At 34.6% G+C, this 23,136-nt stretch carries 26 protein-coding genes; 9 read left to right on the forward strand and 17 right to left on the reverse strand.

The window, feature by feature from the left end; genetic code table 11:
- Nucleotides 1-385: 385 nt before the first annotated feature.
- Nucleotides 386-679 (reverse strand): hypothetical protein, encoded by a 294-nt coding sequence (locus R1F52_07075; protein WOV92855.1) that lies wholly within the window; start codon nucleotides 677-679, stop codon nucleotides 386-388.
- Between the two features lie 123 nt (nucleotides 680-802).
- Between R1F52_07075 and R1F52_07080 the strand changes: the two genes are divergently transcribed.
- The 3 genes from R1F52_07080 (at nucleotide 803) to R1F52_07090 (ending at nucleotide 1,626) form a co-directional block, all read left to right on the forward strand.
- Complete coding sequence (locus tag R1F52_07080) at nucleotides 803-1,024, forward strand: hypothetical protein (GenBank protein WOV92856.1); 222 nt, start codon at nucleotides 803-805, stop codon at nucleotides 1,022-1,024.
- Between the two features lie 116 nt (nucleotides 1,025-1,140).
- Nucleotides 1,141-1,440 (forward strand): hypothetical protein, encoded by a 300-nt coding sequence (locus R1F52_07085; protein ID WOV92857.1) that lies wholly within the window; start codon nucleotides 1,141-1,143, stop codon nucleotides 1,438-1,440.
- Nucleotides 1,441-1,446: 6 nt separating this feature from the next.
- The gene (locus R1F52_07090) at nucleotides 1,447-1,626 is read left to right on the forward strand and encodes a hypothetical protein (GenBank protein WOV92858.1); all 180 of its coding nucleotides are present in this window, start codon (nucleotides 1,447-1,449) and stop codon (nucleotides 1,624-1,626) included.
- Between the two features lie 305 nt (nucleotides 1,627-1,931).
- Here R1F52_07090 and R1F52_07095 read toward each other — a convergent pair whose 3' ends face one another.
- Complete coding sequence (locus R1F52_07095) at nucleotides 1,932-2,060, reverse strand: hypothetical protein (protein ID WOV92859.1); 129 nt, start codon at nucleotides 2,058-2,060, stop codon at nucleotides 1,932-1,934.
- Nucleotides 2,061-2,844: 784 nt separating this feature from the next.
- On the opposite strand from R1F52_07095, the gene R1F52_07100 reads away from it, so the two are divergent.
- The gene (locus R1F52_07100) at nucleotides 2,845-3,477 is read left to right on the forward strand and encodes a pyridoxamine 5'-phosphate oxidase family protein (GenBank protein ID WOV92860.1); all 633 of its coding nucleotides are present in this window, start codon (nucleotides 2,845-2,847) and stop codon (nucleotides 3,475-3,477) included.
- Nucleotides 3,478-3,533: 56 nt separating this feature from the next.
- On the opposite strand, the gene R1F52_07105 is transcribed toward R1F52_07100, so the two are convergent.
- The 10 genes from R1F52_07105 to R1F52_07150 all read right to left on the reverse strand — a co-directional run bounded on the left by R1F52_07105 (nucleotide 3,534) and on the right by R1F52_07150 (nucleotide 15,157).
- Nucleotides 3,534-4,880: a multicopper oxidase domain-containing protein gene (locus tag R1F52_07105; GenBank protein ID WOV92861.1), complete on the reverse strand. Its 1,347-nt coding sequence runs from the start codon at nucleotides 4,878-4,880 to the stop codon at nucleotides 3,534-3,536.
- A gap of 21 nt (nucleotides 4,881-4,901) precedes the next feature.
- Nucleotides 4,902-5,828: a hypothetical protein gene (locus R1F52_07110; protein WOV92862.1), complete on the reverse strand. Its 927-nt coding sequence runs from the start codon at nucleotides 5,826-5,828 to the stop codon at nucleotides 4,902-4,904.
- Nucleotides 5,829-5,897: 69 nt separating this feature from the next.
- A complete protein-coding gene (locus R1F52_07115; GenBank protein ID WOV92863.1) occupies nucleotides 5,898-7,166 on the reverse strand; it encodes a tRNA (N(6)-L-threonylcarbamoyladenosine(37)-C(2))-methylthiotransferase in 1,269 nt (422 codons plus the stop codon).
- Nucleotides 7,167-7,168: 2 nt separating this feature from the next.
- Nucleotides 7,169-8,530, reverse strand: a complete 1,362-nt coding sequence (locus R1F52_07120) for an aspartate ammonia-lyase (protein ID WOV92864.1) — start codon at nucleotides 8,528-8,530, stop codon at nucleotides 7,169-7,171.
- A 219-nt stretch (nucleotides 8,531-8,749) separates the two neighbouring features.
- Nucleotides 8,750-9,343 (reverse strand): 50S ribosomal protein L31e, encoded by a 594-nt coding sequence (locus R1F52_07125; protein WOV92865.1) that lies wholly within the window; start codon nucleotides 9,341-9,343, stop codon nucleotides 8,750-8,752.
- 3 nt (nucleotides 9,344-9,346) lie between these two features.
- Nucleotides 9,347-9,505, reverse strand: coding sequence for a 50S ribosomal protein L39e (locus tag R1F52_07130; protein ID WOV92866.1), 159 nt, complete (start codon nucleotides 9,503-9,505; stop codon nucleotides 9,347-9,349).
- Nucleotides 9,506-9,633: 128 nt separating this feature from the next.
- Nucleotides 9,634-10,182, reverse strand: coding sequence for a CoA pyrophosphatase (locus tag R1F52_07135; GenBank protein ID WOV92867.1), 549 nt, complete (start codon nucleotides 10,180-10,182; stop codon nucleotides 9,634-9,636).
- A 795-nt stretch (nucleotides 10,183-10,977) separates the two neighbouring features.
- A complete protein-coding gene (locus R1F52_07140) occupies nucleotides 10,978-13,170 on the reverse strand; it encodes an elongation factor EF-2 (protein ID WOV92868.1) in 2,193 nt (730 codons plus the stop codon).
- Nucleotides 13,171-13,304: 134 nt separating this feature from the next.
- On the reverse strand, nucleotides 13,305-14,123 hold the full coding sequence (locus R1F52_07145) for a hypothetical protein (GenBank protein ID WOV92869.1): 819 nt from the start codon (nucleotides 14,121-14,123) through the stop codon (nucleotides 13,305-13,307).
- Between the two features lie 92 nt (nucleotides 14,124-14,215).
- Complete coding sequence (locus tag R1F52_07150; GenBank protein ID WOV92870.1) at nucleotides 14,216-15,157, reverse strand: D-2-hydroxyacid dehydrogenase; 942 nt, start codon at nucleotides 15,155-15,157, stop codon at nucleotides 14,216-14,218.
- Between the two features lie 280 nt (nucleotides 15,158-15,437).
- On the opposite strand from R1F52_07150, the gene R1F52_07155 reads away from it, so the two are divergent.
- Nucleotides 15,438-16,079, forward strand: coding sequence for a VTT domain-containing protein (locus R1F52_07155; protein WOV92871.1), 642 nt, complete (start codon nucleotides 15,438-15,440; stop codon nucleotides 16,077-16,079).
- Here R1F52_07155 and R1F52_07160 read toward each other — a convergent pair.
- Both R1F52_07160 and R1F52_07165 read right to left on the reverse strand, forming a co-directional pair.
- The gene (locus tag R1F52_07160) at nucleotides 16,066-16,611 is read right to left on the reverse strand and encodes a DNA-3-methyladenine glycosylase (GenBank protein ID WOV92872.1); all 546 of its coding nucleotides are present in this window, start codon (nucleotides 16,609-16,611) and stop codon (nucleotides 16,066-16,068) included. The two genes, R1F52_07155 and R1F52_07160, sit on opposite strands and share 14 nt — an antisense overlap.
- Nucleotides 16,608-17,150 carry a uracil-DNA glycosylase gene (locus tag R1F52_07165; protein WOV92873.1) on the reverse strand — a complete coding sequence of 181 codons (543 nt, stop codon included), beginning with the start codon at nucleotides 17,148-17,150 and terminating at the stop codon, nucleotides 16,608-16,610. Before R1F52_07165 ends, R1F52_07160 begins: the two co-directional genes overlap by 4 nt.
- A gap of 81 nt (nucleotides 17,151-17,231) precedes the next feature.
- On the opposite strand from R1F52_07165, the gene R1F52_07170 reads away from it, so the two are divergent.
- Nucleotides 17,232-19,013 (forward strand): ATPase, T2SS/T4P/T4SS family, encoded by a 1,782-nt coding sequence (locus R1F52_07170; GenBank protein ID WOV92874.1) that lies wholly within the window; start codon nucleotides 17,232-17,234, stop codon nucleotides 19,011-19,013.
- Here R1F52_07170 and R1F52_07175 read toward each other — a convergent pair.
- Nucleotides 19,000-19,464 carry an iron dependent repressor, metal binding and dimerization domain protein gene (locus R1F52_07175; GenBank protein WOV93889.1) on the reverse strand — a complete coding sequence of 155 codons (465 nt, stop codon included), beginning with the start codon at nucleotides 19,462-19,464 and terminating at the stop codon, nucleotides 19,000-19,002. The two genes, R1F52_07170 and R1F52_07175, sit on opposite strands and share 14 nt — an antisense overlap.
- Here R1F52_07175 and R1F52_07180 point away from each other — a divergent pair.
- Nucleotides 19,443-19,925 carry a hypothetical protein gene (locus R1F52_07180; GenBank protein ID WOV92875.1) on the forward strand — a complete coding sequence of 161 codons (483 nt, stop codon included), beginning with the start codon at nucleotides 19,443-19,445 and terminating at the stop codon, nucleotides 19,923-19,925. The two genes, R1F52_07175 and R1F52_07180, sit on opposite strands and share 22 nt — an antisense overlap.
- A gap of 23 nt (nucleotides 19,926-19,948) precedes the next feature.
- Here the strand turns inward: R1F52_07180 and R1F52_07185 are convergent, their stop codons facing one another.
- Nucleotides 19,949-21,187 (reverse strand): adenosylhomocysteinase, encoded by a 1,239-nt coding sequence (locus R1F52_07185; GenBank protein WOV92876.1) that lies wholly within the window; start codon nucleotides 21,185-21,187, stop codon nucleotides 19,949-19,951.
- A gap of 6 nt (nucleotides 21,188-21,193) precedes the next feature.
- A complete protein-coding gene (locus R1F52_07190) occupies nucleotides 21,194-21,955 on the reverse strand; it encodes an enoyl-CoA hydratase-related protein (protein WOV92877.1) in 762 nt (253 codons plus the stop codon).
- Nucleotides 21,956-22,228: 273 nt separating this feature from the next.
- Here R1F52_07190 and R1F52_07195 point away from each other — a divergent pair, with 273 nt between their 5' ends.
- Nucleotides 22,229-22,717: a HEAT repeat domain-containing protein gene (locus R1F52_07195; protein ID WOV92878.1), complete on the forward strand. Its 489-nt coding sequence runs from the start codon at nucleotides 22,229-22,231 to the stop codon at nucleotides 22,715-22,717.
- Nucleotides 22,718-23,134, forward strand: a complete 417-nt coding sequence (locus R1F52_07200) for an SRPBCC family protein (GenBank protein ID WOV92879.1) — start codon at nucleotides 22,718-22,720, stop codon at nucleotides 23,132-23,134.
- The last annotated feature ends 2 nt before the right edge of the window (nucleotides 23,135-23,136 follow it).

Consider the following 23,136-nt stretch of genomic DNA (forward strand, 5'->3'; position numbering starts at 1 on the left):
TTGCAGCTTTGGGTGTTATACACATAACTTCTTTTTTGAACTTTAATAAAAAATTTATAATTTCTAAAAATTAACTGCACTTTTACCAAGTGCTGGTTTACGCAGTTCATCTCGTTTACGCATCTTTTCTATTTTCTCAGATTTACGTATTCGTTTTATTTCTCCTTGTTTAGAATCATCCACATATAGACTATTTATCAGTTTTTTAAAATTTTTTCTACTTTGGCTTTAGTAGGAAATTCAGCCTCCATTTGACATTATATACTCTGACTAGGTAAACATCCAAAATTATTCTCATTCAGAATTTTAATTAAAAAACTATACACTGTCGATTCAGGATATCTAATTCTAACCAAAGCGGTATAACCATTCTTGAAATTATCACCTATGATTTTTGTACCACCATACACAAAAGAGGCGACATTATTTTCCTTGATGAAATTATTCGAATATATATTAAATTGTTTGTAGTAGTTGAAAAATAATCTCTTGAATATATCACACCCTTTTTTGTAGAAAAAAATAGTCGTTCTGCATACACTACTACTCCTTTGTATCTGAATTTCAATACTGCCTCCAAGTTAGAATTCACAGCCCTATACATCAAAGAATAGAATTCATGAATCATCATTTTCCTGTTTACTTTTTGTATTAGATCTAGTTTCACTGTAATTTTCATATGTAAGTGGACCAATTCCATCTCCTCTCTATTCCATTATGTTCCATTCGATTTACCCTCAAAGTCTGTTTTGATTTATGATGAAAGCGTTTTTGATTATATCTAGTAATTCACCTAAGCATTATGCAAATAATCGAAAGTGTAAATATTAAATTATTCCAGGGAGGATATATTTCAAATATGAATAATGATGGAAGATGTGTAATAATTAATCATACTGATATTGTAAGTGCTACTGTGATTAACCATTTGCAAGTTTTTGAATCTTATACAGGTAAAGGACTTGTGTATGTGTGTGTAAAAATCACACAATTCGAAGAGCAGATTGCAAGCATATACAATTAGTCAAATGTATAGTGATTACAAATAGAGGATATACGAATAATAATTTTAGAATAATGGAATAGACTAGACTGAATCTGTGTAAATACTGTAATTCAGGTAATATCAAAAAGGATGGTATGAGGAACAGCAAACAAGGAAAAATACAACGATTCAAATGTTTAGATTATAATAAACGCTTTACATCAAATTTTGAATTTGAGGGTAAACAATCTGATTCAAAAATAATTACAGGTGCATTACAAATGTATTATTCAGGTATGTCAGTTGGAGATATTTCAACACATTATGAGTTTGATACTGATGTGAATCGTTCTACTATGAATCGCTGGATTGCCAAATACCCTGTAATGTTAACTAGATACCTAGATGAAATCATACCACGTGTTGGCAATTGGATTCGTGCTGATAAAGTATGAATAAAGATGTCAGGTAAACCAAAATATCTATTTGCACCTATGAATAATGACACTCGTTTTGGTTTAGTTAAAGACATGGCCGATACTAAATTTCAGCACAATGCAGATTATTTGTTGAAACTGACTAAATTGACTACTGGGAATAAAACACCCAAGCATTTTATCACAGATGGATTACCATCATAGGGTAAATCGTCAAGAAGAGTATTTGGCAGAGAAACACAATATGATAAAAATATACACTTGAAAGGTGAGATGAATAACAATATGATGGAACGTCTAAATGGTGAGATTCGTGATTGTAGGAAAGTGTTTAGAGGATTGAAGAGAAGATAGTCTGATTATTAATGGTGTGACAGTGTATTACAATTGTGCCAAAAAGTATAGTGGTATTGACAATAAGAGACCATCTAAGAGAGCAAAGATAACTGTCAAGGGTCGTAACAAGTGGAATACTTTGATACAGAGTGCAAGTTTGCATGATTATGATACTATCTAATTTTTGGGGCAAAATTTTCAATTAAACCTTTCATTGCATTATGACATTTCTTCATATCCTTGTTAATAGAGTCAGACTCTAATTGCTCAATATTGCATTCACTACATTTATCAGCATTCATATGGATTTTGTCATGTTTGCCACATAATTTTCCATTTGATTCTAACGTTGGATCTAATCTAACGAGTCATTCAACATTAAACATACTCAAATAATGAAACATTGTACTGTGATTTATAATAAGATCAGCAAGGTGCACTTTATCAGATATGTCCTAAAATTAATTCATCGCTCATTGGTCTTATCCCAATTAGGATAAAAACATAATAATTTCAATTTGTTAAAATTGTCAGTATAGACATTTAATTGCTTGAATATATCCTCATACTGTGATGACACCTGTTCATTGTAGGTTATATCAGTATCTTTCAATCCCTCAGTTGCCTGCTCATATTTATCACGAGATAAAGTTTACTATTTTATAATAATAGATTGGTAAAGTATCCTGCTTTCTTGTGATGATTAAGAAAATGTTTCATCCAGTAATCTTTTGTAATATCTTTTTTCTCAAAATGGAAATTACATAATGTGCACATTAGATGATTATTCATGGGATAAACATGTTAATGAAATTGCTGACTGATATTCAAATTTATCACATAGTATGTCACTATGATTCATTAAAGATTTTGCATATTTTGCACTATATCTAACACTATTCCATATATTTTTATGAGAAATATGGATTTTAGAATCATCGGACACGATTATTTTTAAATAATTCATATATTTAGATCGGTAATGATGTTTTTAGTATTAAATTATTAGAACCATTAATAACACCCGAATTTGCAATAGAACCCTAAAGTAGAATATTTTTTAATGTGTATTTATAATGATAATTTATGCAACATGTTGGAAAATTAAAAATTAAATCTATGGATAAAATTAGAGAGTTTCTAAATGAGGAACACGTCGGTAGAATTGCAAGTATTGATGATAAAGGATATCCACAGATAATACCTATGAATTTTGTTTATCTGCATGATTGTATCTATATGCATTCATATCATAGAGGTGAGAAATTAGAGAACATATTACAATGCTCAAAGGTGGGTTTTGAGGTAGATAGAGAATTAGAGTTTCTTCCATCATACTTTAAAAATCCACACGACGCGTCTCTTGCTGATACTCTATACATTAGTGTGGTGATTAAAGGTAATGGAGAATTGGTAGCGGATATGAAAGAAAAGACAGTTGCGTTAAACGGATTGATGGCAAAATATCAACCAGAAGGCAGGTATGATTTGGTGAATAGTGATGATAAAGTAGTTGATGCTGTAGCAGTGATAAAGATTATTCCTGATATAATTACTGGGAAATATAATATTGGACAAAATTTATCACAAAAAGATAGATTAATTCTTGCAGAGAATATACTTGAGCGTAACTCTACTACTGCAAAAAACACATTGCAAATAATGGGATTTGATGTAGTTGCCGATACATTGAAGATGAATAATATCTCTGAATGGTAAAAATATTATTTATGAATATGGGGATTTATTAAAATAAAAAAATAAATTTAAAAATTCTAAATACCTAGTTCTGACTGAATTTCTGCACTCTCNTCATCAGTGTATAGACCATGCAAATTTTGCATTGGATGCTCTATACTGTTTTTGCCCATTGGGGGGATAGAATCACTAGGATTACCCAACAACTCTGCATAAGATGCAGCGTTGGTTCCTAGTTGCTCATTTAATCCAAATGGATCACCGGCAACAATAATTGTTGCAGCTCCTGAAAAGATTGCGGCATAATCGTGATTGACAGCTGCATAAACACCTGGTTCATCAAATACTATGTCGGCGATCATGTTTTGTGATCCTCCTAGTAGCCATGTTTCAGTGCCTTGTGCTTGAACTCGATTGCCTTGTACAACTCTATCGATGATTTCACCTACAACGTGCCAAAATACTGGCTCATTACCTTGGTTCTCTATGAAGAATCTTACGTGTTGGCCAGTTTCAACAAATAGTAATTGTGATTGATACTGTGCCAAGTCTGCAGAGTTCCATGGTTGCAAAACAAAGATGTTGTCATTTGGATCACCTTTGATTAATTCATTGTGTCCTTCATTTGGTACATAGCCTAGTGCCATACCATTAACAACAGTTTGTGTTTGTTGATGTTTCATCATAGATGCCATGTCATAGTATCCGTCTTCAGTTATGTATAGTTGATTATATTGGAGTACAAATTCAAGTGCATCTGGAGTGTATATAGTACGTTTAATTATAACTTCTCCATCACTAATTGCGGTTTTAGCAACTGCTAGTTTTTTGTAACCGTTCAATGGGTCTACAATGACAACACCATACATGCCAGATAAGACATGTTGATCCATTGCTGCTACATCAACACCTGAACAGTGATATTTGAATGCCCCTGAAACCTCTGCGATGTAACAGTAAGTTCTGGATTCTCCTGGTGAGACTGAACCGAAGTTACTAGCAGACATTTGAGACGTGTGCATATCATTTCCGTGTGGAGTAGGTTCGCCAGATGGTACTGTCAAAGTCATCATTATAACATCACCTTGTGTAACACGTAGAGTTGGACCTGGAACTTGACCATTAAATGTCATGGCGTTATATGTGCCACCACCCATTATTGGTAGTTCTACACTTGTACCGACTAGATTAAATTCTACAACATTACGTCCATCCTCAATATCTGCACAATCTGTTGCGCCAAATGCTTCTGGTAATACCAGTCTTAATCCGTTCATCTCATGTACGGCCGAACCTATAGCTGTTGTGTCTATAGTGAAAGACTGACCAAACATTTGTGCCTGTGTGAATGTTCCACCTAGCAGAGTTGCACCAATTATTGTTACTGCAATAGCTGAAAAAATTATACTGTATCGTTTTATCATTATCAGTTTTTGAGAAATTATCTATATAATTGTTCTTACAGAAAGATCTAATTTTTCGGACAAGGTGTAGTCTGGTTCGTCCCAATCTAATGTTTTATCCATGGGTATCATTCCTAGAGGGTCATATTCTTGAAATGACTTGTTTTCATTTATTTGAGTTAACATTACAGTACCGTACTGTTCAATTTCTGTAGTATTATGAGTCTCTAAATTACTTTGATTTGCCATACTTGTAATGTAATTTACCGACTCGTATATGCAGCGTGGAGCTTTGGGTGTGTCATAAAGGTGCAAAATTGGAGGTTTATTATTTTTTTCAGACCCGTACAATTCATCTAAAGATTTTTGAAGAACGTCTTCTGTAAATTGTTCTTCTTTTACAGCTATGCCTGTATCAATATTTTGTAGAGATTTTATTACATGTAGAATTATATCATTACCTAATTTGTAACATTGTGGTATGTCTAATAGAGGGTTACAAGTTTTAATTGAGTTATTATCTAGTAGAACGGTACATGTGGAATCTTGTCGTATTCGTTTAAACGCAACACCTGCATCAAAAATCTTGGTATTTTCAAATTTAAATGGCATGATTCCGAATGTTATTAGTGATTTTCCTAGTTTATTTGCTATCCATGATACTGTTGGGGTAGATGCAGCTCCGAATGTGCTGGCCAAATTTCCAATCAATATGATTCGAGAATAATGTGATAGTTGATTCTGGATAGATTCTATTATATCTGGCCTCATACAATTACCTCTTTTTGCCAAGACAGTTTTGCTTGACGTGTCGATTGGAATAATTATACTAGAGTGGTCAGGATGAATATTTGTAACAGTATCACTTAACAGAAGACAATCTGCATCCAGTGTGTCATTTGCAACTAGTGCTAATTTACAACCTACGTTGCCTATACCCACAATTATGGTAGAATCTATGCCACTCAATGTGTAATAGTGTATTTTTTATGTATAATGATGTAGTGTTGAATAAAATAATGATATGATCTAAAACTATTAACAAACAATATTTCCGTATAATGCGTGTCTGGTACATTTGGTAATTTTTACTCTGTGCTGTTTTCCCAATTTGGCACCTTTTTTTACATAGATTGACTTGTATGCAAAATTCCTTCCACGAACCCCCTCTGTGGACTCCTCTACAAATTGTACATCTTCAACTCTGTTCAACCACTTACGATTACAATCCTCAGATATCTTGTTGATGATTTCTGTAATTTGTTTACTGCGTCTTTTTATCTCTTGAGAATCCAATTGGGTTAAATCATTGGCAAAAGTCCCCGGTCTATTGCTAAACTTTGATAGATTTACTATTTCTGGTTTTGTATTCTTTAACAAAGTGATGGTATCTTGTAAATATTCTCTACCCTCTGTTGGAAAACCAACTATAATATCTGTTGAAATTGTCATGTCTGTAAATTTTGAGCGGAATTTTTTTACAATATTTTCAAATGTGTTTCTTGTATGACCTCTTTTCATGCCATGCAATACTTTATCACTACCGCTTTGTACTGGTATGTGTAAGAATTTGTATATGTGTGAGTCATCATATGCTTTTAACAACTCGTCACTTATCTTTGCCATATACATAGGATTCATCATGCCAACACGTATTTTATAATCTCCTGGAATCTCTGTAATATTTTGAATTAATTCTGGCAATGTGGTATTGATATCCAAACCATAACACCCATTATCTGTTGATGTAAGCCAAATCTCTTTGCATCCATCTGTGATATCTTGTTTGATTTGTCGTACGATATCCCCCATTCGATAACTTTGCAGTTCTTCTTTGGCTAATTTGGTTTGACAAAATGTACATTCACTCATACATCCACTTGCAATTTCCACTATTCCAACTATTGGGTTCAGACGTATCTTCGGAATACCGACCTTACTGAAATGATCATGATTGAGGGATATTTTTTTCCTACCTTGTAGCGCAGAATTTACAACATCTAATGTACTTCCTAAAGAATTTGGGCCCAAAAGGCTTGCTTTTGGAACCAACTTTTGTACGGTGTTCGGCTCTGCCTTCGATAAGCATCCAGCTACAACTAGTGGTCTGCTCGATAGTGTTTTCATACGATGTATCATTTTACTTGCAGTTGCATCTTTTACAGAGCACGTAACTATCAAATTCAAATCTGCGTCTTTTGGATTTTGTGTTATTGTATGACCTCCATTAGTAATTAATCCAGATATAATCTCTGAATCTGCAAAACTTGCCGAACACCCATATGCCTCAATCCGAATATTTGCCATATCTATCTGAATATTTTATCCACGTCTTTCTTATTCATTATTTTTTTCTCCAACACCAACTGTCGTATTGTTTTACCAGTTTTCAGTGATAATTTGAATAAATCTGATGCTGCGTTGTACCCTATTTGTGGTGCTAGCAGTGTTACAATTACAGGACTTTTCTCAATTTCTTCTCTCAATTTATTTTTGTTTGCACTCAAACCATCAATGAGGTTTGTAGAAAATATTGGAACAAAGTTACTCAGCATATCTGCCGAGTCCAACATTGCACGTATCATTCCTGGCAACATCACATTCAATTCAAACTGTCCTCCTTGAGCGGCATTGGCAACTATGACATCATTCCCAATTACACTAGAGCAGATCATATTCATACATTCGGCAAGTGATGGATTTACTTTACCTGGCATTATAGAAGAGCCTGCATGAACTGTGGGAATTTCAATCTCTGCTAATCCTGCGATTGGTCCAGATGCCATAAGACGAATATCATTTGATATTTTAGACAATTCAATTGCCAAATTTCTCAAGGCAGATGATGCGTTGGATATTGCAAACCTACTTTGTAATGCAAACTGCATATCTTTTTCTGGCTTTAATGATAGTTTTGATGCTCTGGCAAGTTCTGTTATTGCTATTTTCCTATATCCTTTGGGTGTATTTGCCCCATTTCCAACTGCAGTTCCGCCTAGTGCAACTAGGTTTAGTTGTTGTTTGGATTGCTCCAATACATTATTTGCTTTAGTAATTGCAGTTGCGTATGCTCTAAATTCGCTACCTAGTGTTACAGGCAGCGGATCCATCAAATGGGTTCGACCGATTTTTTTAAATGATGAAAATTCTTTAGATTTTCCAAGTAGTGAATTTATTAAGAGATTTATAGATTTAGTGGTTTTATTTAAAACTAATAATGTAGAAATGTGCATTGCTGTTGGAAACGTATCGTTACTAGACTGCGACATATTCACATGATCATTTGGGTGCAAGTATTTGTAATCCCCTTTCTTTTTTCCAAGTATTCTCAAAGCGACATTTGCTACAACTTCGTTTGTATTCATGTTTAGTGCAGTTCCTGCTCCTGAATTTATCGCATCAACTACAAACTGTTCTATATATTGTCCATCAAGAATTTTTTTACATGCAAGAACTATAGCATCGGCGCGCCTCTTGTCTAGTGTTTTTGATTTCAGATTGGCCTTTGCTGCAGACTGTTTTATCATGACAAATGCCCGAATTAGGTCTAAATGTGGTCTAGTACCTGTCACAAAATATTGTTTTATGGCCCTGCCTGTGAATGGTCCAAAATATGCGTCGCTTGGAATTTTTACCTTGCCTAGTGAATCAGTATCTGTTCTGTATTTCATATACTTGTTCATTTTATCATATATGATATAATACTTTTGAAAATTATCTATTGTGTTTTAAATTTATTAGTATAAAAGAGGTTTAAAATATTTTTTTGAATTTTCAAGTATATTCTACTTGAATTATAACATGATGTTTGAATAGTATATACATCAAATGCTGAATTGAATGGATATTCTCAAAGGTGTAATGAATAATACACACCTAAACATCATACACTAGTCTGATTTTGTTGATTCTTGTTTTTTATCTGTGGATTTTGTACTTTGTGTTTGTTTAGTATTATCAGTTTTTGTGTTTGGTTTGGATTCAGTTTTATCTGTAGGTTTTGATGTCTCTTTAGATTCAGATGGCATGTCTTGTTTTTCTTTTGTCTCTTGTTTAGATTTTGGCGCTTTAACGTCTTTAGTTTCAATATTTGATTTAGATGTGGTAGAATCTGCATCTGGTTCTGTTTTGATTACAGATGTATCTTTTACACTAGACACTGATGGCATGTCTTTTGGCTTGGAGTCTTTAGACACTTGTTTTACAGGTACACTATCATCTATGTTTTCATCATATTGTGATATTAGAATATAATCATCTTCTAATTTATTCATCTTTACTCTAATTTTTCGTGGTGGATGTCGAATTCCTCTTTCCCATATTTTATGAGATAGATCTTGGTCTATACGAATTTGTTCTGTTTTCATATGACGTACGGCAAATTCTCTTATCATATTTATTGCTCTTTTAGCTCGACGGTTATTTGGTGACAGTAATACTTTGCCTAGATTAATTGTGTAAATTCGTTCAATATTTTCAGACATTATTTATCCAACCTCCACATCCGTTGATCTCCACGCTCTGCGTTTAGGATTGGTTCGTACACGACGTTTAGTACGCAATATTACCCATGTAGGCACAGGTGATGTTTGCCTTATCTTCTTCAAAAGTCGTATCTTTCGTGCAGATGTTTTATGTGCTGGCATATTGGCATTACAAAATAACTACTTTTAAAGTTAATGACTCGTCGATTCGTGTTAATCGGTAAATTAATGAATTCGTTCTAAAATAAATCATTTTTAATATATTTGAGAAACTTTATGAATAAATTAGACTAAATCATATCTAATCGTTTAGCAATTTGGTATAGTATTCTTGCAGTTGCCCCCCAAATCACTAAATTTTGATATTTCAACTTGAATGATTTATCATAGTGATGAGACTGTGTTTCTACATCTTCCTCTAGTGTATTTAGTAGTGGCTCTAGTGGGATATTAAAGATGGATTCTACTTCTGAATCCTTTACAGGATTGTGTATGTTTGAGGATATGGCAATAAATGGTTTAATCATATAACCTGAATTTAGGGTAATAACTGAATCCAATTGACCTATTACTTGCTCTCTAGTTATGTTTAGACCTACCTCTTCTCTAGTCTCACGCAGAGCTGTATCTAATAAATCCACATCTGCATTAAACTTGCCACCAGGAAATGCAATCTCACCGGCATGAATATTGAGATTTTTTGATTTCTTTATCATCAAAACATTCGGAGATGTACCAAAAATCAAGACAAGTACAGCGGCGTGTTTATAATTTGTAAAATGTTCCATACTAGAAGACGTGTCATTAGATAATCTAGTCTTGAGGTAAGACATATCCATGGATATGAATATAATAATAACTATTTAGGCATGATGTTTCTATAATGCATTATGACAATAAGATATGAGTTGAATCCTCCTAGAATTAATGACACCTATAATTCTACACAAATTGAGTCTTTATGTCAAAATATTAACAAAAAAATAGATTTTCTTGTAGATTATATCCCTCACATACACATTACAGATTCGGTAATGGGAACTAGAAGGATTAGTCCGATGACTATGGTCACATACTTGCAAAAAAAACATTCACGTTTAATATTTACCCTTAGTCTGCGTGCCAGAGATTATACCAAACTTAGCATAGATAAATTTGTAAAAGAGTCTATAAAAAATAGAGTTGATGGCATTCTTGTAATCCGNGGGGACAAGATGATTAATGATATCGGCAGTATAATAACACCGAGTCAAATCATTCATCACATAAATCAAATAGATGATCATCCAAAATTATTTTTAACAGTAAATACAAATCCTGATTTTTCCAAAATTCAGAAAAAAATTGATTCCAAGCCATTTGGATTTATGACCCAACTTGTTGATAATCTTGACTATGTCAAGAGACTAGTAAATTATTTAAAACCTCTTGGATTCCACACCTCCCCGATCATACTATTTCCCTCTGAGAAGAATCGTAGAGCTGCTGAATTTTTAAACATAAACATGGACATATACAAAAACAGATTTCCAGAATTTGTGCAAGAGGTTCATAAATTAACTAGTGATGTATTAATCACATCACCTAATGATTTTACAGCGTTTAAAGAAATATTACCAAATATTACTGAATGATTATTCTCTGTCTATAAACTCTGAAGCCTTTGGAATGTCAGTTGCCAATCCTTTACGTTTTCGTAGATTTGATATTACTTGTTCTTGAATAGACTTTGGTACCTCAGACCACATTTTAAAATGAGTGTTCCACATAGCTTTACCTGCTGTCTGACCTCTCATCTCCTCAGATAAGGTAAATGTTTCAGCTGCAGGTACTTCGCCTGTGACAATATTTACTGCGCCCTTTTGTACCATATCTAATACCTTGCCACGTTTACTAGACAATACCTGTGCCACATTTCCCACCAAATCCTGTGGGACACGTACCTCAATTCCCAATATTGGCTCAAGCATTATGGGCTCGGCCATCAACACTGCTCCCATACAACCACGTCTAGATGCAGGACCTAACTGTGACAAACCTCTGTGAGCAGGATCTTCATGAGGTACAAAGTGAGTAAAGAAAAATTTACAATCGCGCACCTGCTCTTTGACTAACGGTCCTTCTTTCATCACATCATCAAAACCAGACAAAATTGAATCTGTAGATTCTTGAATAAATTGTACGCCTTTGGTTGCGTTTATTATTACATTACCTCTAGAGTCAAAACGCATTACTTTTTTTGCAATATCAGGATCCCACCCATTATCACGTAATACCTGCACCATGAGTTTTTTATCTTTCATGTCACTAATCTCACCGGTACGAATCATATTTGCAATCTCCGGCTCTAGTGGTTCTACCTTGAAGAATAACTTGTTGTGCCTGTTTGGAGATTTAGACATTATTGGCTCACATGATCCTCTTATTGTCTCTCTATAATTGATCAAAGGTGGAGATGTTATGATATCAATCTTGTTATCTTTAATCAGGTTAACTGCTATGTCTAGATGTAATACCCCCATTCCTGCAACTATAGTCTCTCCACTCTCTTGATCAATTTTTACAACAAGATTAGGATCTTCTATGGTAAGTTTTTTTAGAACTTCCACTAAATGTGGTAGATTTTTGGGGTGTTTAGGCTCGATTGCAATTTGTACAACAGGCTCTGAGACATATTTTACGCCCTCAAACATCTGTATCCCCTTTACTGTAGATAATGTGTTTCCGGCACGTGCTTCAGTTAATCCCAAGAGGGCAGGAATATTCCCTGCTCCTAGTTCTCCCACCTGTTCACGTTGATTGCCCATGAAAAAGTTTACAGATTGAATCCTCCCCTCACGTTTTGAATCAATAATATTAATTGCCTGACCATCTTTTAGCGTTCCAGAGAATAATCTTCCAATAGCGACGGGTCCTGCAGCAGGATCAATGGCTATATTTACAATCATCATAACAGCGGGTCCTGTATCATCACAATTCATGATTGCTTTACCAATATCTGATTCTAAATCTCCTTTCCAGATTTTAGGAACTCGATATTTCTGTGCCACGTGTGGAGGAGGATGATGTTTTACAACCATTCCTAAAACCGCTTCGGCAAGTGGTGCCTTTTCTGCCAACTCGTCTACTTTTTCATCCTTGTATGCGTTAATAACATCTGCAAAAGTTATTCCCTTCTCTTTCATCATATCTACATTAATTGCCCACCTATCTTTGGCAAATCCAAATGTTACACTACCATTTTGTATTGCTACTTTCCATTCATCTATGTAGCCTTCCTCACCATACGTATCAATTAATCCATTAAAATTTGCAACAACATTTGCCAAAGTTTCTTGCATCTTTTCCGGAGTAAGACGTAATTCTTTAATAAGACGATCAATTTTGTTGATGAAAAGCACTGGTTTCACTCTCTCCTCAAGTGCCATTCTCGTAACAGTTTCAGTTTGTGTCATGATACCTTCCACTGCATCACATACTACTACAGTTCCATCTATTGCACGTAGACTACGAATAACTCTACCTGAAAAATCTACATGACCCGGAGTATCTATCATGTTAATCACATATTCTGTTTCATCTTTGACATAGTGTAATGTTATATTTGCCTGAACAATAGTGATGCCACGTTCTTGTTCTGCTTTCATAGAGTCTAGTGCCAAAGCCTTTCCTGCAGCCGATGGGGCAATAACTCCTGAATGCGCCAAGAGACTATCGCTTAGTGTGGTTTTACCATGATCCACATGTGCGATAATTCCAAAATTACGAATTTGATTTTTGATTTTTATAATTTTCATTACTTGTTCAGTTGATTTGTATTTGACCAATTATTGAGAAATCATGAATATGTGGTATTAAACCTTTGTAGGTACATCACAGTATCTAAAATTGATATAATTTGGCACTTGACCAAAAATATTCCCTACCTGAGAAAATATTTCACATATTATGATAAAATTATTTATGATGTTTTATGGGCGTGTTTTATACTCCACATTATTATCAAGAGTACAAAGGCCACAATAAACGCAAATACGGTTCCATAAATTAATTCAAATCCTAAGGATTTCTGATTTGATGTACGTGCATTCAACTCACACAAACCATCAACTAAAACAGTTCCCTGTCCACACACAGTATCGAGTTGGCACAAACCATCAACTAAAACAGTTCCCTGTCCACACATAGTATCGAGTTGGCACAAACCATCAACTAAAACAGTTCCCTGTCCACACACAGTATCGAGTTGGCACAAACCATCAACTAAGACAGTTCCCTGTTCACACACAGTATCGAGTTGGCACAAACCATCAACTAAGACAGTTCCCTGTTCACATACAGTATCGAGTTGGCACATATTATCAACTAGTGTCATACCAACATCACATTGATTCACACTTGTACTGATAGTGGTTCCAACAATTTCAATCATATCAACTCCACGTGGAACATTAAATGTCAAAGTTCTAAATTCATCATTAGATTCTTCACTATAGTCTCCCAGCGAAAATCCATCAAATATTATAAAATAATTTACATCATCATTTCCATTTTTGGCATCTATGAAATTACGTGGTAATTCTATTGTAATGGTAGACTCATCTCCATAAACGCTAACATCTAAAATTATAGTCTCACTTCCATCACTGGTAGATTTATCAATATCAACTCCAATAGATGAATAATTAATATCTACATCATATTCCCCTAGACCCAACGTTAGTGTTTCAGCATATGCGTATGAGAATAAGACTATGCCAAGTAATGCATATGTGCTCAATATTTTATACATCAATATATGAAATACATGAATTCTTATGCTAAAAAAAAGACTAGACAAACTTGAGTCACTTTTAGGTCAAGATTTACTATCTAAATCACGCCACGAAGTATCTGTACTATCTTCTCTGCTATGACATTAGCTGCAAGACTCTGTGCTTCCCTAGTCTGAGCTCCCATATGTGGTGTGAGAATTACATTATCGAGTGTAGACAATTTATTGCCTAGAGCCGGTTCTGTCTCAAAGACGTCCAGAGCTGCCCCACCTAAATTTTTAGATTTTATTGCATCATATAGGGCGTTCTCGTCAACCACTCCTCCCCGGGATGTATTTATCACACACGCAGTATTTTTCATCAAATCAATACTGGTCTTATTTATCAAATGTTTTGTAGATTTTAACAATGGTACGTGTAGTGTGATATAATCTGAGCTCTGTAACAATGTGTTTAAATCTGCTTTCATCATACCGACCTCTTTGATAAATTCAGGATCAATCTCTTGCACATCGAATCCTATGATATTCATATTCAGTCCCTTTGCAAGTCGCGCAAGACGTTTTCCTATATTGCCCATTCCAACTATTCCCAAATACTTGCCCTTAAGTTCACTACCTAGTGATTCTTTTTTGAGCCACATATCATTTCGTATTCCTCTATCCATTTTTGGAATTTGTCTTGCTAGTGAAAACATAAATCCTAATACCAACTCTGCAACAGCAGTAGTGGCACCTTCAACTGCATTAATTACACGAATATCGCTCTTTTTTGCAGAATCAAGATCAATATTGTCTAGACCAACCCCTACCCTTGCTATGATTTTACACTTTGTAGCATTTTGAATCATTTCTGCGGTTATTGTTGTTCTACTACGTACAATTATAATATTAAATTCAGATATGATACCTTTGATCTCTTCGGCAGTTATTGTGGGCCTATATGTTACATCAAGCCCATTCTCTTGTAGCACTTTGTTTAATAGCGGTGCTACCTCATCACAGATCAAAACAGAGCCTTCTAGTCCCATAGTATTCATGGAAAAAAATAAAATATATGAATTTACTTAATCATCACAAAAATAGCAAATCCCAAATATCCATTTACGTGAATACATGTATAGATCTGTCTATATATACTTGAATGTGTAATTCAATGCCGAATCGATCGAGTCAATTTTTGGCACATTTTCAAGTCTACACAAGGTATGATATTCAACCCATATGACTTGTCTAGACACATGTATGTCACAGATGAAAAAGACGAAAATAACGCATTCATGGATATAAAATAAATATATAATAAATTATGAGTCATGTGTGGACATCATTGATTTAATTCCAATATCCTCAGAGTTGGGATATACTACTTTGGCATTGGTGAGTTTTTTCGGTTCACTAGTACCTTTTATTCCTTTACCCTTTTTCATATTCCTAGTTACTATGTCCGTAGGAGATCAGTTCAATCTACACTTACTTGTATTAATATCAGCTATAACATCAGCTGGGGCAAAACAGATAATTTTCATGTTAAGTTATAGTGGTCGAAGAATAATAAAGGAAAGTACAAAACAACGAATGCTTCCATTTCAAAGATTAGTAAAAAGATATGGGGCAGCTGCAGCATTCGGAGCTGCTGCAACTCCAATACCAGATGATATCATATACATACCACTTGGTTTAGCAAAGTATAATCCTTGGAAATTTTTTATTGCGACATTTGTTGGTAAAGTTGTGCTAAGTTACATCTTGGTGCTATCATCGCACTATTTTGGAAGATCATTAATAGAGCCTTACATTCAGGAATTAACAGATCTAACACCACTTTATGTTGGATTTATAATATTTGTAGCATCGCTACTTTTGATTGTATATTTAATGCTGCGTCTTGATTGGGCTCGAATACTTGGCAAAATCGCCCCTTGGACATTAGACGAATCTCTTGATTCTAATGAAAAGTAAAATTCCACAACTTGTCTTGAGCGTTGCGTATACCAATTCTCTGTCTTTTAATGATTCTCTTTGAATAATCAGAGTTCAGAACGTATAATCCACCAGATTTTGTCAAATCCTGATCATATTGATCCAGACTGATACTCATAGCTTGTGTCAGTTTACCAGGTCCATCTGCGATATTTTTACACCTAGATCGATTTTTAATCATTTGTGTGACACCATCCATGGGCAAAATGGAGCGAATCAACACTGCTCCAGCTGAGTTTTTCTTCGCATATGCAACTGCATTTACACAATAATGCATTCCATAGGTAAAGTAGACATATGCAACCCCCACAGTGCCAAACATGGCATAATTTCTATCTGTTTTACCATTATGGGCATGACTTGCCGAATCATCCCTATACCCATACGCCTCAGTCTCTATTATTCTACCAGATAAAATTTTTTTACCACATTTATGAACTAGAATTTTACCCAATAATTCTTTTGCAACAATATGCGTAGATCTAGAATAAAACTTGCGTCCTAGAATCAAACTATAAGACCTGCAATTGTTTCAAAATCTTTTTGAAGTAATGGGCGTAATTTTTGATTATAAATAACTGCAGCTGGATGAAATGTTGGAAAGTATTTTTGATTGTTAAATATCTGTACTTTACCTCTATTTTTTGTAATATCTGTACCTCCCAAAAGTGAATTATATGCAGTATTACCTAAAAGGCATATAATTTGTGGGTTGATTAATTTCATCTCTGCGTCAAGATGTGTGTTACATGCAGTTTGTTCTTCTGCCAGAGGCACCCTATTTTTTGGGGGTCTACACTTTACAATATTTGTAATATATACTAGTTCAGTTAATCCAGAATTATTTATCACATCATCTAAAATTTTCCCACTCTGCCTNACAAATGGTTTTCCAATCTTATCTTCAGTCTTCCCAGGGGCTTCCCCGACTATCATTATTTTAGCATAAACATTACCTCTGCCAGGTACTGCATGTATGCGTGTTTCACATAATGGGCATTTTGTACAGGTATTGACATTGTCATGAATTACTTTTAGAGGAATGTCCAATGGTTATTTTATGTCATCTAGTCTATGTAAAGATTATTCACATACTCTAGATTCATAAGCAAGATTCTGGCAAAATACATCATGACACAAAAGATACTAATTGATGATAGCGTACTTGTAAAGGCAGATTTACATCAAACATTATTGAATCAAAATATTACACAATGTGTAATAATTATACCAAATTTTGTTTTACAACGACTACGCATATTAGAATCTAAAGGGAATAGTGATGGGGTTGTAGGTCTTAAAGAGGTGACAAGGCTTGGCAGTTTATTCGATAAAACACAAATTAGCATACAAAATATTGGTGAAGAGGATAAAGATTCAGAGAAAACATACATTTCTAATTTGACGGATATCGCAAAGGATAACGATGCAGTGTTATATACAGCAGAACCCCAAATTCATACTGCATGTAGTGCACAAATCACAACACATTATATCTCAGAATTACGACAAGATAAACTAGAATTTTTGAAGTTCTTTGATCCACATACCATGAGCGTTCATCTTAAAGAAGGCATGCAACCGTTGGCCAAACGTGGTAAACCTGGAGAATTTACTTTGGAAAAAGTAGGTGAGGATGTGATCACATTAGAGTATATTGAAAAAATCGCATCTGAAATTCTATCATTCACTGCTCAAAGTGGAAGTATGGAGATATCAAAACCAGGTGCAGAGGTAGTACAACTTGGACACTATAGGATTGTAATCACACACCCTCCTTTTTCGGAAAAATATGAAATCACCATAGTACATCCTATAGTAAATTTATCTCTTGAAGATTACGACATTTCAGAGAAGTTGATGGCTAGATTAAAAAAAGGTGCAGATGGAATTCTAATATCCGGATCTCCAGGTTCTGGAAAGAGTACATTAGCATCGGGTCTTGCCAATTTTTATCATTTACAAAAAAAAATAATCAAGACATTCGAATCTCCCAGAGATTTACAGGTGAATTTTGGCATAACACAATACACCAAACTTGATGGTAGTTTTGAGAATTCAGCAGACGTTCTTTTACTTGTAAGACCAGACTATACAATATTCGATGAGATAAGACGACGTGAAGATTTTACAATATTTACAGATATTCGTCTTTCAGGTGTTGGGATGATTGGTGTGATACATGCAAGTTCGCCTGTAGATGCAGTTCAAAGATTCATTGGTAAAATAGAATTGGGTATAATTCCAAGTGTAGTTGACACCGTAATCTTTGTCAAAGATGGTAAAATAGACAAGGTGTATGAGTTGGAACACAAAGTAAAGGTACCGTCTGGAATGATGGAGCAAGATTTAGCAAGACCTGTGATTGAAATACGAGATTTTGAGACACAGACTGTAGAGTATGAAATTTACACATTTGGAGAGGAGAATGTAATAATGCCAGTTGAGGAAAATGTTAAAAAAAGCGGTGTTGAGAAACTTGCCGAAGAGCAATTAATCAAGATATTCAAAAGATATGATCCACAAGCAATAGTGAATGTTAGCTCTGGTGCCGTGGATGTAATGATAGAGAAAAGATACATCCCAGCTTTGATAGGCAGAGGAGGCTCAAATATCAATGAATTACAAGATAAACTCGGAATGCACATAAATGTACGGGAAAAGAATCGCTCCAATAAACAAGGGAGTCACAGCATACAGTTTGATATGACAGAGTCTAAGAGTCACATAATGTTAAGTTTTGATCTAGAGTTTGAGGGTAGTTTTGCTGAAATCTCAATAAATGGAGATGTGATAAAAGAATTTAAAATCGATAGACATGGTGTAGTGAATATTCCAAGTCATTCACGTGCAGGAAAAGAAATATCCAGAGTATCAAAAGATGAAATTAGCGTATCTATTAGAGATTTTTGAAATCCTGTATTAATCCATGTTTAGATTTTAAAAATGTAAGAAATTTTCGTAATCGTCGTATTGTTTGTTCGTCCAAGTGATGCTCTATTCCCTCAGCATTGTTATTGGCAGTTTTATGATTAACACCGAGTATCTCAAAGAATTCTAATAATATACTATGCTTGAGTCTTATTGCTTCTGCTAATTGAATGCCTTTTTTTGTCAAGTGTATACCGTGGTATTTTTCATATTCAAGATAATCTAAATTATCTAATTTTTTCAACATATTTGTGACACTAGGGGGTCTGACACTCATGTATCTAGATATATCTAGTGTTGTAGCATACCCTTTCATTTCTACTAGTTCTGAGATTACCTCCAAATAATCTTCCACTCTAGTACTGAATCCTTTTCGTTGTGTATGATGTGCCTCTTTTATAGATTCAAGTCGTGGGTTTTTTTTCATATACAGTATATTATTCATCCATACTTTATTGTTGTGCAAATATTCAAGTTATTTTTCTTGATTCAAACGTAGAAAAATTTGAGCTTGCACATATTATTGATATGATACAAAATTATTCAATGGACAATATAACTAGAAATTTAAACATGATCAAGAGAAATACCGAGTCAGTCAAGAGACGTGCAATGGTTTGCTCAAATCTGGCAAAAATAGTAGATAAAGACACCAATCAAGCACTAGGTGCACTGCAAAAGGTGTCAGCCCCTGGTAAAAAATTACAAAAATTAGGATTCATCATGTTGTTCATCCCAGAGCCAACAGGTGCCACATGTGCTGTTGGCGCACCATTAATTCTAGCAGGTAAATTTTTAGAAAAGAAATTCAACAGTAGTACTATTTCAGATATCGGAGTGGAGACCACAAATGCTTTCGGTGAGTTGAAAAATAATGGAATTGATTTATTTTAAAATTATCATTTATTACAAAGATGTTACCAGCTAGAACCATACTTTATTTGATCTTTACTTAACGTATCGATTTTTACATCCATTGCGTCAAGTGCATCTTTTGCAATCTGGTTATCAATGTTTGATGGAACAGCATGTACGTCACTGGTCATTGAATCATGATTTTTCAAAATATGTAATATTGATAAAAGTTGATTTGAGAAAGATTGAGCCATTACTTCCGGAGGGTGTCCCTCTGCAGCTACTAAATTTGCAATACGACCCTTACCAATCAAATATACGCGCTTTTTATTGGACAAAAGACACTCATCTAGATTGGGACGAATCTCTTTTACTGATTTTGATTTTTTCAGTAAAAACTCAGAGTCAATTTCTACATCAAAATGTCCAACATTTGCAAGAATCGCACCATCTTTCATTGTCTTGATATGTTCTTTACGAATTACATCTTTCATTCCAGTACATGTGATAAAGAAATATCCTATTTTTGCAGCTTTGGACATTTTAAGTACTTCATAACCGTCCATGTGTGCTTCAAGTGCTGCTAGTGGGTTCACCTCTGTTACATATACTTTTGAGCCCATACCGGCACATCTAGATGCTACACCTTTGCCTACCCAACCATATCCTGAAATAACAACACGTTTTGATGCAAACAAGAGATTCATTGCTCGAAGACATCCATCTACAGTACTCTGACCAGTACCATAACGATTATCAAATAGATACTTTGTATACGCGTTATTCACTAGAATTAATGGGTATTTCAGTTTCCCACTTTTTTGAACTGCACGTATTCTATTCACACCTGCAGTCGTCTCTTCTGTAGCCCCTAGTATTTTCAGAGATTTTGATCTTGGTCCAAAATGAGCTCTAATATTCAAGTCACCCCCATCGTCAACTAGTATGGACGGATTATGTCCCAATACTTTATCTATACACCAATCATACTCTCTGGCAGTCTCATCAGACCACGCATACACATGTACTCCTTTTGATGCAAGAAATGCTGCAATATCATCTTGAGTGGTCAGAGGGTTTCCACCACACGCCACTACATTTGCACCAAGCTCTTTGGCACCAACAAGCAAGACAGAAGTCTCCTTTGTAATGTGTAGACAAAATCCCACAGTAACTCCGGCAAGTGGTTTAGAATGTTTTAAACGTGACAAGGTATTGTTTAGTATTTTCATATGATCTTTGGCCCATTGATGAGATATCTTACCTTTACTGGCCAGTTTAAGATTTTTTACTTTGGACATTATTCATCACTTTTTATTTTTAGACAAAAACGCCTTCATCATATTTTCACGATCTTCATGCGTAAAACAATTCCGCCATGCTAATAGTTCTATGTTTAACCCAGTATCCAAATCTGCATTTCTACCCTTATTGATGGCAATCTTTGACATTTGTATTCCCATTACAGAGTTTTTTGCAATTGTCTGTGCCATTTTATTTGCCTCATCTAAAAGAGAATCTAGTGGAACTACGGAATTTACAAGACCAATTCGCATGGCAACATCGGCAGATATCATACTGCCAGTATATATCATTTCTTTAGCTTTGCCAATACCTACAATACGTAATAATCTTTGTGTACCTCCCCAACCAGGTGGTATTCCAATTGTAACTTCGGGTTGAGCCAGTCTTGCAGTATCAGCTGCAATACGAATATCACATGCAAGTGCTAATTCACATCCACCTCCAAGAGCAAAACCGTTTATTGCAGCTATAGTTGGTTGTTTGACTTGCTCTACAGTATTAGTTAATCGTTGACCGAGTTTGGCATATTCGACAGATTCATCTGGACTAATCTTAGACATGTATTCAATATCAGCTCCGGCAGAAAATGCTTTTTTGCCTTCGCCAGTAAGGATAATCACCTTTATAGAATCATCATGAGTAACAGATTCAAATGTAGAGATAATTTCTTTGGCAAGATCCATATTCATAGCATTTAATTTTTCAACTCTGTTCAATGTTACTGTACAGATTCCATCGGATTTACTTACATTCAATAATGACAATATTTCATTAACAAAAACCACACGAATTAAAGGTTTTGATGGTCAGACAGATTAAATTAGAGAAAAAATATTCCATATAAGGAAGAATTTTGGCATATACATCTATAATCATTGCTGTGTAATATAGAGGTAAAAAAATAGCAAATACACCTATCCAAAGTATCGAATATACTGATTTAATATTTTAAATAATTATTCTATTTAGAAACGATACATACAGATCTGAAGAGATGTTAAATTAGGGTTATAAGGCAGTATTTACACATTATTCACATGACACAAATCTCACAACAAAGGTTAGATTTACTGGCACAGATGGAAAGCAAATATGAGCAAAAAGATACTGTGTTTTTCATAAACCTACTCAAACATGATGATTATGTAATTCGAACAAGAGCGACATGTATTCTTGTAGACTTTGGTGGCGAGGATAAAGTAGAGCATATTGCAAATGTTTTAAAAAATGATCCGAATGAACTTGTACGTCATGAGGCGGCGTTCTCACTTGGTCAAATGTGTTACCACAGTGGCATTATTCATCTCAAAGATGCCACACTAGAAGATTCTAGTATGTTTGTACGTCATGAAGCTGCAATTGCACTTGGAGTAATTGGTTCACAAAATGCAAAACAGACATTAGAAAAAGCATTGAATGATCCTGATAAACCAGTACGTGAATCTGCTATTGTGGCATTATCCAACCTAGAATTTATGAACAAATTGAGCAAGAACGATAAATTTGCAAAGTTGACGGGTGGATAAATGTCCATCATTAATGCGTCTATACAGATAAACGCAACAAAACAGAAAGTATGGAGTATAATATCTAATCTTGATGCAGAACCACAATATTGGAAAGGGACCAAAAAGGTACAAACGTTATCACAAGATGGTAATAAAATTATTAGAAAAGTAGTATTAGCATTTAGGGATGCTGAATGTATGCAAGAGATACGTTTACAACCTATGAATCAGATTGATGTTACATTTACAACCGGTGTGGTAAAGGGCACTAAGATAATGTATCTTGAGGAGAAAAATTCAGTTACAACTTTAAAAGTTGTTTGGGATATTAACATGACAGGCATTCTCAAGATGTTTACAGGAATGGTAAAAAATCATATTAAAAAAGGCACAACACATGCTCTGGATGGCATAAAGATAAAAGCAGAGGAATAGAT

It is taken from the genome of Nitrosopumilaceae archaeon AB1(1) (assembly GCA_033471095.1).
Classification (GTDB): domain Archaea; phylum Thermoproteota; class Nitrososphaeria; order Nitrososphaerales; family Nitrosopumilaceae; genus Nitrosoabyssus; species Nitrosoabyssus spongiisocia.

Coding starts and splice junctions, on each gene's coding strand:
- R1F52_07075 (WOV92855.1), bottom strand. CDS start 679: ATGAAAATTACAGTGAAACTAGATCTAATACAAAAAGTAAACAGGAAA.
- R1F52_07080 (WOV92856.1), top strand. CDS start 803: ATGCAAATAATCGAAAGTGTAAATATTAAATTATTCCAGGGAGGATAT.
- R1F52_07085 (WOV92857.1), top strand. CDS start 1,141: ATGAGGAACAGCAAACAAGGAAAAATACAACGATTCAAATGTTTAGAT.
- R1F52_07090 (WOV92858.1), top strand. CDS start 1,447: ATGTCAGGTAAACCAAAATATCTATTTGCACCTATGAATAATGACACT.
- R1F52_07095 (WOV92859.1), bottom strand. CDS start 2,060: ATGAATGCTGATAAATGTAGTGAATGCAATATTGAGCAATTAGAGTCT.
- R1F52_07100 (WOV92860.1), top strand. CDS start 2,845: ATGCAACATGTTGGAAAATTAAAAATTAAATCTATGGATAAAATTAGA.
- R1F52_07115 (WOV92863.1), bottom strand. CDS start 7,166: ATGGCAAATATTCGGATTGAGGCATATGGGTGTTCGGCAAGTTTTGCA.
- R1F52_07120 (WOV92864.1), bottom strand. CDS start 8,530: ATGAAATACAGAACAGATACTGATTCACTAGGCAAGGTAAAAATTCCA.
- R1F52_07125 (WOV92865.1), bottom strand. CDS start 9,343: ATGTCTGAAAATATTGAACGAATTTACACAATTAATCTAGGCAAAGTA.
- R1F52_07130 (WOV92866.1), bottom strand. CDS start 9,505: ATGCCAGCACATAAAACATCTGCACGAAAGATACGACTTTTGAAGAAG.
- R1F52_07135 (WOV92867.1), bottom strand. CDS start 10,182: ATGGATATGTCTTACCTCAAGACTAGATTATCTAATGACACGTCTTCT.
- R1F52_07150 (WOV92870.1), bottom strand. CDS start 15,157: ATGAATACTATGGGACTAGAAGGCTCTGTTTTGATCTGTGATGAGGTA.
- R1F52_07170 (WOV92874.1), top strand. CDS start 17,232: ATGACACAAAAGATACTAATTGATGATAGCGTACTTGTAAAGGCAGAT.
- R1F52_07185 (WOV92876.1), bottom strand. CDS start 21,187: ATGTCCAAAGTAAAAAATCTTAAACTGGCCAGTAAAGGTAAGATATCT.
- R1F52_07195 (WOV92878.1), top strand. CDS start 22,229: ATGACACAAATCTCACAACAAAGGTTAGATTTACTGGCACAGATGGAA.
- R1F52_07200 (WOV92879.1), top strand. CDS start 22,718: ATGTCCATCATTAATGCGTCTATACAGATAAACGCAACAAAACAGAAA.